The sequence below is a fragment of the Azovibrio restrictus DSM 23866 genome, from assembly GCF_000429665.1.
Taxonomy (GTDB): Bacteria; Pseudomonadota; Gammaproteobacteria; order Burkholderiales; family Rhodocyclaceae; genus Azovibrio; species Azovibrio restrictus.
Genome location: NZ_AUCH01000003.1, coordinates 197,205 through 211,498, shown reverse-complemented (window position 1 = coordinate 211,498; position 14,294 = coordinate 197,205). Strand labels below are relative to the sequence as shown.

Below are 14,294 nucleotides of genomic sequence, written 5' to 3'. Positions count from 1 at the left end.
TCAACTGAATTCCAGCATTCTTTGCCCATGGCCGCCCTCAATCCCCCCGTCTGTGACTTCGGCTGGTCCGCTCCCGATTTTTCCCTGCCCGGCACCGATGGCCGGCTGCACAGTCTGGCTTCCGCCCGGGGTCCCCGGGGGCTGCTGCTGATGTTCATCTGCAACCACTGCCCTTACGTCCAGGCCATCCTGGACCGGCTGCTGCGGGACTGCCGCGCCCTGGCGGCCGAGGGCGTGGGCTGCATCGCCGTCATGAGCAACGACACGGTGGCCTACCCGGACGACAGTTTCGAGCGCATGCAGGCCCTGGCCCGGGAGCAGGCCTTCCCCTTCCCCTATGTCTACGACGAGGCCCAGGCCGTGGCCCGGGCCTATGGGGCCGTGTGCACCCCGGATTTCTTCGGCTTCAATGCCGAACTCAAGCTCCAGTACCGGGGCCGGCTCGATGCCTCCGGGCGGCAGCCCGGTCCGGCGGATGCCCGCCGTGAGCTGTACGAAGCCATGCTGCAGGTGGCGCGCACGGGCCAGGGGCCCCGGGAGCAGCAGGCCTCCATCGGCTGTTCCATCAAGTGGCGGGAGGCCTGAGCCATGCCGGCTGACCTGCTCAAGCTCCTGCCCGGCGTCGAAGCCGCCCTCAAGGCCGTGGCCGAAACGGAAATCCTGCCCCGCTTCCTCAAGGTGGCCCGGCAGCACAAGGCGGACGGTTCCACCTTCTCCGAGGCCGACATCGCCGCCCAGGAATTCCTCACCCGGGCCCTGGGCCAGCTCCTGCACCTGCCCATGCTGGGCGAGGAAATGTCCGACAGTGCCCAGCGGGAAGCCTGGCAGGCCGGTGACAAGGGCCTCTGGGTGATGGACCCCATCGATGGCACCACCAACTTTCTCGTGGGCCTGCCCCAGTTTGCCGTTTCCGTGGCCCTGCTGCGCGGCGGCAAGCCGGTCCTGGGGGTCAGCTATCTGCCCATGGCCGGGGAGATGTTCTCCGCCGTGGCAGGTCAGGGGGCCTGGCTGAATGGCGAACCCCTGCCCCTGCGTCCTTCCGGCAACCAGCTTTCCAGGGCCGTGGCCTGCGTCGATTTCAAGCGGCTGCCGGCGGAACTGGCGGCCCACCTGGTGCAGTCCTCCCCCATCTATTCCCAGCGCAACTTCGGCTCCAGCGTGCTGGAGTGGTGCTATCTGGCCGCCGGCCGGGTGGATGCAGTCCTGCACGGGGGCCAGCGGCTCTGGGACCATGCGGCGGGCAGCCTGCTGGTGCGTGAGGCGGGGGGCTGTGCCGCCACCTTCCGGGAGGATGATTTCGATCAGGCCAACCCCTGGCGGCGCCAGGTGATCGCGGCCCTGAACCCGGAACTGTTCTGCCTCTGGCGGGACTGGCTGCGCCAGCACGGCGCCCGCTGAAAACCCGGGTTTTCCTGATGGCCTCGGCTATCATGGGGCCTGACAAGAAAACCACATCCGGAGACAGGCGCCCTGGCTGGCGCCGGCCCTTGCCCTAAATGGTCCAGAAATCATTCAAGGAGCGCCACCTGGCCCTGCTGCAGGAGGCCCAGCGCATCGCCCGCATCGGCAGCTGGGAGCGGGACCTGCGCAGCAACACCCTGTGGTGGTCCGACGAGTGCTACCGCCTGTTCGGCCACGAGCCGGGCGCCATCCAGCCTTCCTACAACCTGTTCCTCCAGGCCATACACCCGGAGGACCGGGCCATGGTCCATGAGATCAATGCCGCCTCCCTGGCCCGGCACGAGCCCCATCAGGTGGATTTCCGCGTCATCCTGCCCAGCGGCGAGGTGCGCTACTTCCACAACCAGGGCCAGGTGTTCCTGGATGAGCACAGCGGCAAGCCCATCCGCACCAGCGGCACCACCCAGGACATCACCGAGCGCAAGCAGACCGAGGCCCGTTTCCGGCGTCAGGCCGCCTATCTGGAAGCCATCCTGGCCTCCCTGCCCCAGGGGGTGAGCGTTTTTGACGAGGAATTCCGCCTGCGCTACTGGAACCAGGGGTTTGTCGAGGCCCTGAAACTGCCGCCGGAGCTGGTCTTCGAAGGGGCGGCCCACGGGGACCTGACCCTGATCCCGGCCCGGCGGGGAGAGCTGGGCCCCGGGGACCCGGCAACCCTGGTGCAGCAGCGCCAGGCCCAGATCGCCCGGTTCGAGCCGCACCGGCGGGAGCGGCGCCGGGCCTCGGGACGCACCCAGCTGCTGGAGGTGCATCCCCTGCACCTGGAGAACAGCGTCGCCGGCTTCATCACCACCTACACGGACATCACCGACCGCAAGCAGACCGAGGAGCGCCTGCTCCTGGCTGACAAAGTGTTCGCCAACAGTCCCGTGGGCATCCTGATTGCCGACGAGGCCGGCAACATCCTCTCGGCCAACCCGGCCTTCGCCACCATCACCGGCTATCTGGCCGAGGAAATGCTCGGCTATCCCTGCGATAGCCTGCTGCACCTGTGCAGCCACGACAAGCAGGCGGAAATCGACCAGGCCCTGGCCGAGCACGGTCGCTGGGCCGGAGAGGTGCCGGGGCAGCGCAAGAACGGCCTCAACTACGCCATGTGGCTGGACATCACCCGCATCCGCGAAGCCAGCGGCGCCGGGCATCAGCTCTGGATCCTGGCCGACATCACCGAACGCAAGCGGGCCGAAGCCCGCATCAACCACCTGGCCCACCACGACCCCCTCACCGGGCTGCCCAACCGGCTCTCCCTGCTGGCCCGCCTGGAGCAGGCCCTGCCCGAAGCGCGCCGCTACCAGTGGAACCTGGCCCTGTGCTTCATCGACCTGGACCGTTTCAAGGTCATCAACGACACCCTGGGGCACCAGGTGGGCGACCAGTTGCTGATGGAGGTGGCCGGCCGGCTGGCGGCCACGGTGCGGGAGTCGGACACGGTGGCCCGGCTGGGGGGCGACGAGTTCGTGATCCTGCTGCCCGACGTGGGTGGCGCGCCGGATGCGGCCCTGGTGGCGGGCAAGATCATCGAGGCCCTGGCCCAGCCGATCCGGGTCGAGGGACATGAGCTGCACACCAGCCCCTCCATCGGCATCAGCCTCTACCCGGCCGACGGCGCCGATGTGGAGACCATCATGCGCAACGCCGATACGGCCATGTATCACGCCAAGGCGGCGGGCCGGAACACCTACCAGTTCTACGCCGAGGAAATGAACCGCACCGCCACCGAGCGCCTGACCCTGGAGCGCAAGCTGCGCCAGGCGGTGGCCCGGGGCGAGTTCAGCCTGCACTTCCAGCCCCAGTTCTCGGTCCGGGGCGGCCGTCCCACGGGGGTGGAGGCCCTGCTGCGCTGGACCACCGAAGCAGACGGCCCCATCTCCCCGGCCCGTTTCATTCCCATCGCCGAGGAAACGGGGCTGGTGGTGGGCATCGGCGCCTGGGTGCTGCGGGAGGCCTGCCGGCAGATGCAGGCCTGGCTGGCGGCGGGCCTGGCGCCGATCCGGGTGGCGGTGAACCTCTCGGCGCGGCAGCTGCAGCAGCGGGACTTCATCGAGACCGTGGCGAGCGCCCTGGCAGATTCAGGATTGCCCGCCGAGCTGCTGGAACTGGAAATCACCGAGAGCGCGGTGATGGAACAGCCCAAGGAAGCCATCCAGCTGCTGACGGAACTGCGCCGCATGGGTGTGACCCTGGCCATCGACGACTTCGGCACCGGCTATTCGTCGCTCGCTTACCTGAAGCTCTTCCCCATCGATCACCTGAAGATCGACCGCTCCTTCGTGGCCGACATCGAGCACGACCTGAATGACCGGGCCATTGCCTTCGGCACCATCGCTCTGGCCCATTCCCTGGGCCTCAACGTGATCGCCGAGGGGGTGGAAACCGAGGACCAGCTGGAGCTCCTGTCCTGCAATGGCTGCGACGAAATCCAGGGCTACCTGTTCTCCCGGCCCCTGGCGCCGGAGGCGGCGTTGGCCTACCTCCTGGAACGCCAGCGCCAGGCCCTTCAGCGGGAAACCCGGTAGGGGTAGCGGCTGTACACCTGCTCCACGGCGGTGCGCACGGTGTTCTGGATATCCTTGCGGGAGGCTTCGGTCACCTGGCCTTCGGCCACCCCTTCCCACACCAGCTGCTTCCGGCGGGCATCCACCAGGTCGATGTTCAGAGTGCCTTCCTGGTACTGGATCACCGTGTTGTCGTAGCCGCCCCAGGGGCCGTACCAGCCGCGCCGGTAGCTGTAGTAGCCGGCGTGGGGCATGCTCAGCACCTCGGTCCGGTCCCGTACCCGGGCATTGAAATTCACCAGCAGGTCGGGCTGATCCTCGTTGTAGCGGTAGCCCCGGGCTTCCATGGCCTGACGGGTGAAAGTGCGCAGGTGCTGGGAGAGGATGGAGCTGTAGCCGGACCGGTCGGTGCCCAGGGGCTCGAAGAAGGCGAAGGTCCGGTAGCGGCTGAAATCGGCCTCGGGACTGCTATGGACGCGGACATCGGGGGCCAGGGGGGCACAGCCGCCGAGCAGCAGGGCCAGGGCAAGAATGAACAGGGCGCGCATGGGATTCTCCTGTGGGGGGATGTCCGCCAATCTACACCGCTCCCAACAGCCGGGCCAGTGCCTGGGGGTTGGCGGGGAAGTAAAGGTGCAGGTAGGACGCCAGCAGACTGCCCTGGCGGAAAATCGCCTCTCCCGGGCTGCCATCCGGGCGCTGGGCGTACAGGGTCGGGGGCAGGGCGGTTTCGCAGCGGGAATAGTGGAAGGTGTGGCCGCTGATCCGGCCCTCGGGAAATTCCGCCGCCTGGGTGCCCAGGGCCGCGAGCCGGGCCTGCATCAGGGTGCGGCCGGGGAGCAGGCCGCCCATGGGGTGACGCTGGCCTTCCTTGTCCACCAGTTCCTCGAACAGGCCCATCATGCCGCCGCACTCGGCCAGCAGGGGTTTGCCGGCGGCCACGTGCTGCTTCAGGGCCGCCCAGAACTGCCCCTGGCGGGACAGGCTGGCCCCATGCAGCTCCGGATAGCCGCCGGGCAGCCAGAGGGCGTCGCACTCGGGCAGCGGGTCGCCGGCCAGGGGGGAGAAGAAGCGCAGCTCGGCGCCCAGCGCCTGCAGGGTATCCAGGTTGGCCGGGTAGATGAAGCCGTAGGCCGCATCCCGGGCGATGGCGATCGTCTTGCCGGCCAGCAGGGGCGGGATTGCCGGTTCCGGTAGCGGGGGGAAATCCACGGCGGGCGGCAGGTCCACGGCCCCTGTGGCGGCCAGGGCGTCGGCCATCCGGTCCAGGCGCTGGGTCAGGTCGGCGATCTCGGCGGCCTGGAACAGGCCCAGGTGCCGCTCCGGCAGGCTGGCGGCGGCATCCCGGGGCAGGGCCCCGTACCAGCCCATGTCCTCGGGCAGGCTGTCGCGCAGCATCTGCCCGTGCCGGGGGCTGCCCACCCGGTTGGCCAGCACCCCGGCAAAGGGCAGACCGGGCCGGTAGGTGGCCAGGCCGTGGGCCACGGCGCCAAAGGTCTGGGCCATGGCGTCGGCGGCGATCATGGCCAGCACCGGGATGCCGAAACGGCAGGCGATGTCGGCTCCGGAAGGCTGACCGTCGAAGAGGCCCATCACCCCTTCCACCAGGATCAGGTCGCTTTCCGCCGCGGCCCGGGCCAGGCGCCAGGCCGCGTCCGCCTCGCCGCACATGCCCAGGTCCAGGTTGTAACAGGGCCGGCCGCTGGCGGCAGCGTGGATCATGGGATCGAGGAAGTCCGGGCCGCACTTGAACACCTGCACCCGCCGGCCCTGGCGGGCGTGATAGCGGGCCAGGGCCGCGGTGACCGTGGTCTTGCCCTGGCCGGAAGCCGGGGCGGCGATGAAGAGGGCGGGGCAGGCGGGCATTACCACTCCATGCCGGGCATGGCTTTCAGGCCGGCCTGGAAGGCGTGTTTGACCACGCCCATCTCGGTCACCGTGTCGGCCAGGGCGACGAGTTCCGGTGGTGCGCCCCGGCCGGTGACGACCAGGTGCTGGTGAATCGGCCGGGCGGCGAAGGCGGCCAGCACCGGCTCTGTTTCCAGCCAGCGGTATTTGAGGGCGTAGGTGAATTCGTCCAGCACCAGGAGGCCGATGGCCGGATTGCTGAGGTGTTCCAGGACAATCCGCCAGGCGGCTGCGGCGGCGGCCTGGTCCCGGCCGTCGTCCTGGGTTTCCCAGGTGAAGCCTTCGCCGCAGACGTGCCAGCTGACGCCGGGCTGGGCCCGGAAGAAGGCTTCCTCGCCGGTGTCGGAGCGGCCCTTGACGAACTGCACCACGGCCACTTTCAGGCCGTGGCCCAGGGCCCGGGCCACCAGGCCGAAGGCGGCGGAGGACTTGCCCTTGCCGTTGCCGGTATTGACCAGCAGCACCCCCCGCTCGTCACTGGCGGCGGCGATCTTCTGGTCGATGATTTCCTTTTTGCGCACCATGCGATTCTGGTGCCGTTCGTCCTTGCTCATGGCTGCTGCTCCTGGGTGGGGCCCAGCTGTTCGCGCATCTGGGCATAGGCCTTCAGCACGCCGGGGCCCGGGTGGAAGAAGTCGTCCCCCTGGAGACCGACGATGCGGGCCGGCAGGTCCGGGGAGATCATGCTGCAGTGGTCGGCGGACTGGGGGGTGAAGGAGACCAGGATGTCCGGCCTGGTCCTGGCCACCAGGGTGTCCAGGTCGGTGATTTCCTCCCCGGGGCGCAGGTGGCGGATGCGGGGCGCGGTTTCGACGACCGTAAACCCGGCCTGGGCGAAGATGTCGCCGACCAGATGCTGGCGGCCGAAGGAATAGGGGCTGCCGGAACAGGCGGAAACCAGCAGCACCCGGCGCCCGTTGCCCCGCACCTGGGCGGCCAGCTGCCGCCAGCGGCGGGAGAAGTCCCGCAGTTTCTGCCGGGCGCCGGGGGCCCGGCTTTCCCGGGCCAGGGTGGCGAGCAGGGTTTCCACTTCGGTCAGGGAACCGAAGCCGTCCAGGCGCAGGGCCCGGGCGCCGGGCGGGGTGACGCTTTCCAGAGTGGTGCTGGAGGTCCAGTCGGAAGTCACGATCAGGTCCGGTTTCAGGGCGGCAATGGCGGCCCCGTCCGGGTCCATGACCCCGCCAGTGCGGGGCAGCCGCGGCCGTTGCCGGTCGTAGCGGGAGACCCCGACGATGCAATGGCCCCGGCCCAGCCACTCCAGGGCCAGGGTCAGGTAGGGGGACTGGCTGACGATGCGCGGGCAGTCGGGGGCAGCCTGGGCGCTCTGGGCCAGCAGGACCCAGCAGAGGAAGAGGAGGAAGCGCATCATTTCAGCAGGGGATGAACGCCACCCGGCCATCCTGCTCCACCCGGGCCAGGGGATGGCCGTAGAGCCGTTGCAGCCGTTCCGGGGTGAGTAGTGCGTCGGCGGGCCCCAGGTCCGTGTGGCCGTCCCCGTAGATCAGCAGCACCCGGTCGGCGTAGCGCCAGGCCAGGCCCGGGTCGTGCAGCACGGAGATCAGGCCGGCGCCGGCCCGGGTGCGGCGGGCCAGGAGGTCCAGGACGGCGATCTGGTGGTTCAGGTCCAGGTGGGTCAAGGGTTCGTCCAGGAGCATCAGGGGCGCTTCCTGGGTGAGCAGGGTGGCGATGGCCAGGCGCTGGCGTTCGCCGCCGGAGAGGGTCTGCACGTCGCGTTCCTCCAGGCCGTGCAGACCCAGGTCCAGCAGGGCCTGGCGGGCGATGCGGGCGTCTTCCGGGCCTTCCCACTGCCAGCGGCCCAGGTGCGGATGGCGGCCGGCGAGGGCGGTTTCCAGGACCGTGGTGGCGAAAGGGTCGCCCCGGTGCTGGCCCAGCCAGCCCCGCAGCCGGGCGGCCGCCCGGGGGCCATGGGCGGCGTAGTTCTGCTGCTGCAGCAGCACTTCCCCGGCCAGGGGCGGGCGCAGGCCCGCCAGGGTGGCGAGCAGGGTGGATTTGCCGGCCCCGTTCTTGCCCAGTATCACCAGGGTTTCCCCGGCGGCCAGGCTCAGGTCCAGGCCGCAGCACACGGCCTGGGCGCCGATGCGGACCACCAGTTCCCGGGCCGTGAGCAGGGGGCTCATGGGCGGCCCCCGGTGCGGGAGAGCAGGAACAGGAAGATGGGCACCCCGAGCAGGGCGGTGAGCACGCCCACCGGCAGCTGTTCCGGGGCGATGATGGTGCGGGCCAGGGTGTCGGCGGCCATGAGCAGGGTGCCGCCGGCCAGCACCGAGGCGGGCAGCAGCAGGCGCTGGTCGTTGCCGATGGCGAGCCGCACCAGGTGCGGCACCACCAGGCCGATGAAGCCGATGGAACCGGCGCTGGTGACGGCCGCCGCCGTGGCCAGGGCGGCGATGAAATACACCAGCCCCCGCAGCCGGCCCACGGCCACTCCCAGGGTCTGGGCGCTTTCGGCGCCCCGGGCCAGCAGGTTCAGTTCCCGGGCATAGGGCAGCGAGAGCAGCAGGGCCAGGGCCAGGAAGCCCAGGGTCGGCCAGGGGGTGCCGGCCTGGGAGAGGTCCCCCATGAGCCAGAACAGCATGCCGCGCAGCTTGGATTCCGGGGCGATGGAGAGCATCAGGGCCACCAGGGCGCCGCAGCCGGCGGCGACGATGACCCCGGTGAGGAGCAGCCGGGTCTGGGTCCAGCTGCCATCCCCGTGGGCCAGGCCGAACACCAGCAGCAGGGCGCCCAGGGCACCACAGAAGGCGAAGGCGTCCAGCCCCAGGCCGGAGAGGCCGAGCAGGATGGCGGCCAGGGCGCCGACCCCGGCGCCGCCGGAGATACCCAGCACGTAGGGGTCAGCCAGGGGGTTCCGGAGCAGCACCTGCATCAGGGCTCCGGCCAGGGCCAGCAGGCCGCCGCAGGCGAAGCCGGCCAGGGCCCGGGGCAGGCGCAGCTGCAGCACCACCTCGGCCGCCAGGGAGGGTTCCCCGCCCAGCAGGGACAGGAGTTCTGCCGGGCCGGTGGCTACCGATCCGGCCAGCAGCGCCGCCCCCAGGCTCAGGCCCGCCAGTCCCAGGAGGATGGCGAGGACGAACAGGGCGCGGCGGCGGTTGGGCATGGCAGGGACTTAACGGGGCGCGTAGCGGACGCCGAAGAAGAAGTTGGCCCCGTCGGTGGCGTAGTCCTGGTTGAGGACGTAATCCCGGTCGAAGATGTTGTTGGCCCGGGCAAACAGGGCCCAGTCCCGGGCCAGGCGGTAGCTGGCCTGGAGGTTCACCAGGGCATAGCCGCCCAGGGACTGGGTGTTGTTCACGTCCTGGAAGCGCTTGCCGCTGGCCTGCCATTCCACCGTCCAGTCCAGGGGGCCGTGGCTGCGGCCCACGGCCAGACTGGCGTGGCGCCGGGAACGGTAGCGCAGCACCTTGTCCAGGTCCGTGTCGCGGGGGTCCTGGAAGTCGGCGCTGGCCTTCAGGTCAAAGCCCTGGAGCTGGCCTTCGTAGGCCAGGGTCAGGCCCTGGAGGCGGGCGCTGTTGACGTTCTGGGGAATCCAGTTCCAGCTGCCCGGGAATTCCGGGGCCCAGGCAATCAGGTTCTTCACGTCATTGCGATACAGGGTGGCCGACAGGTGCTGGCCCCCCTGCTCGTAATGCAGGGCCACTTCCTTGTTCTTGCCGGTTTCGGGCTTCAGATCCGGATTGCCGGAGCCGGGCCAGTACAGGTCGTTGAAGCTGGGGGCCTTGAAGGAGGTGCCGTAGGAGACGCTGCCACGCAGGGCCGGGGTGAACTGGTAGCCGTAGGCGGCAAAGCCGGTGTTCTTGTCGCCGAACTGGGAGTTGTCGTCCCGGCGCAGGTTGAACTGCAGCCGGTGCTGTTCCAGGTAACCGTTCCAGCCCAGCAGGAAGGAATTGATGTGGCGCCGCTCCCGGTCGTAGGCCTGGTCGCCGGAAACCTTTTCCTCCAGCCGTTCCAGGGCCAGCAAGGCGGTCCCCAGGGGCAGGCGGATGTCGTTCTGCCACTGGTACTGGGTCTGGTCGGTGCGGATCTTGCCAGTCCGCTCGTCATCCATGAACTGGCGGGCGTCGTCGCTGCTCTGCCCCAGGCGCAGGGTGCTGGTCCAGCGCTCGTGCAGCTGGTTGCGGCTGTAGAGGCTGAAAGCCGAGAGGCGCTGGTCCTGGCGGTAGTCGGCGCCCGGGGGCGTGGACCAGGGGCCGCCGCTGTCGTATTCATTCCAGCCCCGGGCGTGCAGGAAGGTCAGGCCCAGCTCCTGCCCCTGAGCGTAGGCGTAGGCCAGCCGGCCGCTGGCGCTAGTGTTGCGGTGGCCGTCCCGGTCGGGGTTGTAGGCGCTGTTGTCCCGGTTTTCGATGGCGGAAAAGCCGCGTCCCTGGGTGCTGCCCACCTGCAGGCTGTAACTCCAGCCCTGCTGGCCGCCGGACAGGCCGGCGCTGACGCTGCTGGTCCGGTGGCTGCCGTAGCCCAGTTCCCCGTTGAAACGCAGGGGGCCGGCGCCCTTGCGGGTGAAGATCTGCACCACCCCGCCGATGGCGTCGGAACCATACAGGGAGGAGGCGGCGCCCCGCAGGATCTCGATCCGCTCCACCTGCTGCAGGGGCAGGTAGCTCCAGTTGCCGGCTCCCAGGGTGGCGGAGCCGACCCGCAGGCCATCCACCAGCACCAGGGTGTGGCCCACGTTGCTGCCCCGGATGTACACGGCGGAGTTGGCGCCCGGACCCCCGTCAGTCTTGATCTCCAGGCCGGGCTGGCGGGCCAGCAGGTCGGTGATGCTGGCATTGGGGCCGGCGGCCTCGATTTCCTTGCGCTCGATGACGCTCACGTCGGAGAGCAGGTCGTTGCTGCGGGTGGGTTGGCGGTTGGCGGTAACCACGATGGCCTCGGTGCTCCGTTCGTCTTCCTGGGCGGACACGGGGCTGAGGGGAAGGGCGAGCAGGCACAGGGCCGCTGCCAGGGGCTTTTGCTTGAAGGACATGGAGACTCCCGTTCGGACCTGCGTCCCCGCAGGCCGGAACAACGATTGGCACAGGGAAGTCCGGGGAGGGCGGAAACGGTTTCCGGCACCGCCACCCCGCGGTACTTCCAAGGGTTCGCCTCGAGGCCGGTATCCGGGCTTGCAAGTCTTGATCCGTCGCCTTCCCAGGCCCAAGGCCCAGTGGCGTGAAGACGGACCCGCACTTGCTTACCGTTGCGGGGGCAGCAGCGGCTTGGTGCCTGGAGAGGCACGCACCGCTTTCCCGTTTAACCGCCGGCAGGGTAATGCCGGCAGCACCTGATGCGAAAGCCGCCCCGGAGGGCGGCGGCCGGCAGTGTATCACGAAGGTCGGGGCGGCGCGGCTGCGGGGGCTTTGCCGGAGTCGATAAATCACCTTCAAAACATGTGCTTACTCCTTGACCCGGCGTGGATTCAGCCTCTATAGTGCGCGCCATGGAAATGGAACTTGAAGCCCTTGCTGGCAAGGTGGAAAAGGTGGTCGCCCTGGTGGGGCGGCTGCAATCCGACAATGGCGCCCTGCGGCAGCGGCTGGCTGCGGTCGAGGCCGAGCGGGACCAGCTGCGGCTCAACATGGATGCCGCCCGGGCCCGGGTGGAAGCCCTGATGGGCCAGCTCCCGGAGGATGAGTGAAGATGAGCGGCGAAGCCAGCTTTCTCGATGTGAAGATTCTCGGGCGCGAGTACCGGGTGGCCTGTCCCCCGGGGGAGCAGGAAGCCCTCCTGGCGGCGGTGCGGATGGTCGATGACAAGATGCAGGACATCGCCCACAAGACCAAGAACACGGTACCCGAGCGGGTGGCGGTGATGGCTGCGCTGAATATTGCCCACGAGCATCTGAGTGCCACCAAGGGGGCAGAAATGAGCTTTGACAGCTCCGGGGTAAAGCGTAGAATCGAAGCCATGGACACACGGCTGAACGCCTTGCTGGACCAGCAGGAACTCGATATCTGAGCCCTGCCGGAAGGTGTGCAACCCGTCCGCCTCGTGTCCCCTGCGGTGTTGGTTAAGGCCCTACATTCCTTGAACCAATGCTTGCGTGGCATCGGCTGCGAACCGTTAGGTTGATGTTGTGAGCGACTCGTATGCAGTCGCACCTGATTCAGCTGGGACGTGGCCATTCTGGACCCTAGGTTCAGGATGCCGGCCTGACGGCACTCGCGGGGGCCAAATCAAAGCCAAAGGGCGACTTCGGTCGCCCTTTGGCTTTTCTGCTGTTTGCCGTGCTCAGACGGCCACATCCAGGTGCTGCAGACTGCCGGCACCGCCGTTTTCACCGAGCCAGATGCCGCTGCGGCGCAGGACCGCCTGGGTCCCTCCCTGCTCGTCCTTGAAGCAGAAGGGGGTGGCAATGGACTGGAGCGCCAGGGCGCCTATCCCCAGTTCCGCGAGCTGCAGCAGTTCCCCCTTGCCCTCCGGGTTCGGGCGCCAGAGCAGCAGCTGGCCAAAGCTGTCGTCCCCTTCGTCCAGCCAGCCATTGCCGTCCGTGTCCAGGGCGGCCAGGTCGGCAAAGCCGTCCCCGGATTGGGCGCCGAACAGTTCCCTGCCATCGTTGATGCGGCCGTCCCCGTTCCGGTCGAAGGCCACGTAGCCGCTGGCCCCGGTCAGCAAAGGCAGGCTTTCCTGCAGCCCGGCACCGCTCAGGTCGAAGGCGATGCGCTGGCCGCTCAGTTCGGCAGCCAGGCCGGGAAAGTTCAGCACCAGGGGATCCACCAGACGGGAAAGGCCGCCGCTTTCCCATTCCAGCGTCGTGCTCCGGGTTTCCCGCGCCATGCTGAAGTTGACCTGGAAGCTGACTTCCCGGCCCTCGGCCGTCCTTACGCAGCCCTGGCTGGCAAAGCAGAGGCTTTCGCTTTCCTGTTGCTGGGACAGGGTGATCCGGGTCCAGGCGGGTTGGCCACCCCGGTTTTCCCCCGTCGTTCCGGCGGCCTCGGCGCTGGCGGCGCCGAGCTGTTCCGCCAGGGGCTCCTCGCCTGTTGATTGATGTCGGCCCACCTGGAGCAGCAAGGCTTCCAGGGCGGCCAGCAGTTCTTCCACCAACCGCAGCAGGCGGCTCTGCTGGGGCGTGGCGTTGACCTGCAGCTGACGGGCGCCGGCAATGTTTGCCATGAGCAGTCCCGGGGCATCTCCCGGGCTTTCCGTGTCCTGGGGCTGGTCCGCGGGGCTGCCGCTGCCCGAGCGGGTGCGCAGGTAGGCAAACAGCTCGGCAAAGCTGTTGCCGGGCCCGTTGGGCAGGACCAGGCTGATGGCGCTGGACTGCTGTTCGGCCTGATGTTCCATTTGCATCAGGATCTGGCTGGATTCGATTTTCATGGGAGTCTCCCCGGGCGTGCGATGGAACGGCTTTGACGCAAGCTTCGTTCCAGGGGCGGGGCCGATCTTGTTAAGATGCGCCCTTTGCCGCCGCGGCTGGCCCGGGGCGGCGCGTATGGGTGGATTTTCCATGACGGAATGGTGGTTGCTGTATCTGGTGCTGGGCGCCTTCGCGGGTTTTTTTGCCGGTCTGCTCGGCATAGGCGGAGGGTCGGTGATGGTGCCCCTGCTGGTCATGGTCTTTTCCGCCCAGCAGTTTCCTGCCGGGGAGGTGATGCACCTGGCCCTGGGGACCTCCATGGCGGCCATCCTGTTCACCTCCATAGCCAGCGTACGGGCCCATCATCAGCATGGGGCGGTGCAGTGGCCCATCGTGGCCCGGATCACGCCGGGCATCCTGCTCGGCACCCTGTTGGGCACGGAGCTGGCAAGCCGCATTCCGGCTGCCTGGCTGGCGGTGCTGTTCACCGTGTTCATCTTCTATGTGGCGGTGCAGATGATCGTCGGCTTCAAGCCCAAGCCCAGCCGCGAGATGCCGGGGGCCTTGGGTACCGGGCTGGTGGGGCTGGGCATAGGGGCTTTTTCCTGTCTGGTGGCCATCGGTGGCGGGGTGCTGTCCGTGCCCTTCATGGCCTGGTGCAATGTGCGCATGCAGCATGCCATCGGGACCTCGGCGGCCATCGGTTTTCCCATCGCCTTCGGCGGGGCTGCCGGCTACATCTTCAATGGCTGGCATGTGGCCGGCCTGCCCCAGCACAGCCTGGGCTTCGTGTATCTTCCCGCCCTGGTGGGGCTGGTGGCGGCCAGCGTGCTGACGGCGCCCCTGGGGGCCCGCCTGGCGCACCGCCTGCCGGTGCGGCAGTTGAAAAGGATTTTCGCTGCCGTCCTGCTGCTCCTGGCCCTGAAAATGCTGTGGGGGCTTCTGGCCTCCTGACGGAGGTGTGTCCTGCTGTCCGAACTTCTTGCCTGGCTGACCACGCCCTGCCTGCCTGAGGCTCGACGCCTGGGGTACCTGCGCGAGGCCATCGCCCTGCGCCACCGGGCCCGCCGCTGTGCGTCTGACTGGGCGCCACACCTGGCGCGTAGCCAGGATCTCCTTTGTCGGGCTGCGGGTCC

The 14,294-nt window shown here is 68.7% G+C and carries 14 protein-coding genes, 1 other RNA gene and 1 riboswitch; of the genes, 7 read left to right on the top strand and 8 right to left on the bottom strand.

Going from position 1 to position 14,294, the window contains the following annotated elements; genetic code table 11:
* Window positions 1-27 precede the first annotated feature (27 nt).
* The 3 genes from G474_RS0104675 (at window position 28) to G474_RS19550 (ending at window position 3,977) form a co-directional block, all read left to right on the top strand.
* Window positions 28-585 carry a thioredoxin family protein gene (locus tag G474_RS0104675; protein ID WP_026685965.1) on the top strand — a complete coding sequence of 186 codons (558 nt, stop codon included), beginning with the start codon at window positions 28-30 and terminating at the stop codon, window positions 583-585.
* A 3-nt stretch (window positions 586-588) separates the two neighbouring features.
* Window positions 589-1,398, top strand: a complete 810-nt coding sequence (locus G474_RS0104670) for an inositol monophosphatase family protein (protein ID WP_026685964.1) — start codon at window positions 589-591, stop codon at window positions 1,396-1,398.
* Between the two features lie 98 nt (window positions 1,399-1,496).
* Window positions 1,497-3,977, top strand: a complete 2,481-nt coding sequence (locus G474_RS19550; protein WP_169729492.1) for a sensor domain-containing protein — start codon at window positions 1,497-1,499, stop codon at window positions 3,975-3,977.
* Here G474_RS19550 and G474_RS0104660 read toward each other — a convergent pair.
* From G474_RS0104660 to G474_RS0104630, 7 genes are read right to left on the bottom strand one after another with little or no spacing between them, the layout of a single operon-like run.
* Window positions 3,959-4,504: a DUF4136 domain-containing protein gene (locus G474_RS0104660; protein WP_026685963.1), complete on the bottom strand. Its 546-nt coding sequence runs from the start codon at window positions 4,502-4,504 to the stop codon at window positions 3,959-3,961. The genes G474_RS19550 and G474_RS0104660 overlap by 19 nt on opposite strands.
* Before the next feature lie 31 nt (window positions 4,505-4,535).
* Complete coding sequence (locus G474_RS0104655) at window positions 4,536-5,822, bottom strand: cobyrinic acid a,c-diamide synthase CobB (RefSeq protein ID WP_026685962.1); 1,287 nt, start codon at window positions 5,820-5,822, stop codon at window positions 4,536-4,538.
* Complete coding sequence (gene cobO, locus G474_RS0104650; RefSeq protein ID WP_026685961.1) at window positions 5,822-6,418, bottom strand: cob(I)yrinic acid a,c-diamide adenosyltransferase; 597 nt, start codon at window positions 6,416-6,418, stop codon at window positions 5,822-5,824. Before cobO ends, G474_RS0104655 begins: the two co-directional genes overlap by 1 nt.
* The gene (locus G474_RS0104645; protein WP_051281851.1) at window positions 6,415-7,233 is read right to left on the bottom strand and encodes an ABC transporter substrate-binding protein; all 819 of its coding nucleotides are present in this window, start codon (window positions 7,231-7,233) and stop codon (window positions 6,415-6,417) included. Before G474_RS0104645 ends, cobO begins: the two co-directional genes overlap by 4 nt.
* Window position 7,234: 1 nt before the next feature.
* The gene (locus G474_RS0104640; RefSeq protein WP_026685959.1) at window positions 7,235-8,002 is read right to left on the bottom strand and encodes an ABC transporter ATP-binding protein; all 768 of its coding nucleotides are present in this window, start codon (window positions 8,000-8,002) and stop codon (window positions 7,235-7,237) included.
* Window positions 7,999-8,982, bottom strand: a complete 984-nt coding sequence (locus G474_RS0104635; protein WP_026685958.1) for a FecCD family ABC transporter permease — start codon at window positions 8,980-8,982, stop codon at window positions 7,999-8,001. The genes G474_RS0104640 and G474_RS0104635 overlap by 4 nt, the downstream gene beginning before the upstream one ends.
* A gap of 9 nt (window positions 8,983-8,991) precedes the next feature.
* The gene (locus G474_RS0104630) at window positions 8,992-10,848 is read right to left on the bottom strand and encodes a TonB-dependent receptor domain-containing protein (RefSeq protein WP_026685957.1); all 1,857 of its coding nucleotides are present in this window, start codon (window positions 10,846-10,848) and stop codon (window positions 8,992-8,994) included.
* A gap of 107 nt (window positions 10,849-10,955) precedes the next feature.
* A riboswitch (cobalamin riboswitch) is annotated at window positions 10,956-11,164 on the bottom strand.
* 137 nt (window positions 11,165-11,301) lie between these two features.
* On the opposite strand from G474_RS0104630, the gene G474_RS0104625 reads away from it, so the two are divergent.
* The 3 genes from G474_RS0104625 to ssrS all read left to right on the top strand — a co-directional run bounded on the left by G474_RS0104625 (window position 11,302) and on the right by ssrS (window position 12,036).
* Window positions 11,302-11,499: a hypothetical protein gene (locus G474_RS0104625; protein ID WP_026685956.1), complete on the top strand. Its 198-nt coding sequence runs from the start codon at window positions 11,302-11,304 to the stop codon at window positions 11,497-11,499.
* Between the two features lie 2 nt (window positions 11,500-11,501).
* Window positions 11,502-11,819 (top strand): cell division protein ZapA, encoded by a 318-nt coding sequence (locus G474_RS0104620; RefSeq protein WP_026685955.1) that lies wholly within the window; start codon window positions 11,502-11,504, stop codon window positions 11,817-11,819.
* Between the two features lie 34 nt (window positions 11,820-11,853).
* Window positions 11,854-12,036: non-coding RNA, 6S RNA (ssrS, locus tag G474_RS22405), on the top strand.
* A 56-nt stretch (window positions 12,037-12,092) separates the two neighbouring features.
* Here the strand turns inward: ssrS and G474_RS21870 are convergent.
* On the bottom strand, window positions 12,093-13,178 hold the full coding sequence (locus tag G474_RS21870; RefSeq protein WP_051281849.1) for a hypothetical protein: 1,086 nt from the start codon (window positions 13,176-13,178) through the stop codon (window positions 12,093-12,095).
* Between the two features lie 130 nt (window positions 13,179-13,308).
* Between G474_RS21870 and G474_RS0104610 the strand changes: the two genes are divergently transcribed.
* On the top strand, window positions 13,309-14,112 hold the full coding sequence (locus tag G474_RS0104610) for a sulfite exporter TauE/SafE family protein (RefSeq protein WP_026685954.1): 804 nt from the start codon (window positions 13,309-13,311) through the stop codon (window positions 14,110-14,112).
* The last annotated feature ends 182 nt before the right edge of the window (window positions 14,113-14,294 follow it).

Bases quoted from the DNA above. Each gene is read 5' to 3' on its own strand.
- G474_RS0104625 (WP_026685956.1), top strand. From the start codon at position 11,302: ATGGAAATGGAACTTGAAGCCCTTGCTGGCAAGGTGGAAAAGGTGGTC.
- G474_RS0104660 (WP_026685963.1), bottom strand. From the start codon at position 4,504: ATGCGCGCCCTGTTCATTCTTGCCCTGGCCCTGCTGCTCGGCGGCTGT.
- G474_RS0104675 (WP_026685965.1), top strand. From the start codon at position 28: ATGGCCGCCCTCAATCCCCCCGTCTGTGACTTCGGCTGGTCCGCTCCC.
- G474_RS0104620 (WP_026685955.1), top strand. From the start codon at position 11,502: ATGAGCGGCGAAGCCAGCTTTCTCGATGTGAAGATTCTCGGGCGCGAG.
- G474_RS0104610 (WP_026685954.1), top strand. From the start codon at position 13,309: ATGACGGAATGGTGGTTGCTGTATCTGGTGCTGGGCGCCTTCGCGGGT.
- G474_RS0104655 (WP_026685962.1), bottom strand. From the start codon at position 5,822: ATGCCCGCCTGCCCCGCCCTCTTCATCGCCGCCCCGGCTTCCGGCCAG.
- G474_RS0104670 (WP_026685964.1), top strand. From the start codon at position 589: ATGCCGGCTGACCTGCTCAAGCTCCTGCCCGGCGTCGAAGCCGCCCTC.
- G474_RS0104640 (WP_026685959.1), bottom strand. From the start codon at position 8,002: ATGAGCCCCCTGCTCACGGCCCGGGAACTGGTGGTCCGCATCGGCGCC.
- G474_RS19550 (WP_169729492.1), top strand. From the start codon at position 1,497: ATGGTCCAGAAATCATTCAAGGAGCGCCACCTGGCCCTGCTGCAGGAG.
- G474_RS21870 (WP_051281849.1), bottom strand. From the start codon at position 13,178: ATGAAAATCGAATCCAGCCAGATCCTGATGCAAATGGAACATCAGGCC.
- cobO (WP_026685961.1), bottom strand. From the start codon at position 6,418: ATGAGCAAGGACGAACGGCACCAGAATCGCATGGTGCGCAAAAAGGAA.
- G474_RS0104635 (WP_026685958.1), bottom strand. From the start codon at position 8,982: ATGCCCAACCGCCGCCGCGCCCTGTTCGTCCTCGCCATCCTCCTGGGA.
- G474_RS0104645 (WP_051281851.1), bottom strand. From the start codon at position 7,233: ATGATGCGCTTCCTCCTCTTCCTCTGCTGGGTCCTGCTGGCCCAGAGC.
- G474_RS0104630 (WP_026685957.1), bottom strand. From the start codon at position 10,848: ATGTCCTTCAAGCAAAAGCCCCTGGCAGCGGCCCTGTGCCTGCTCGCC.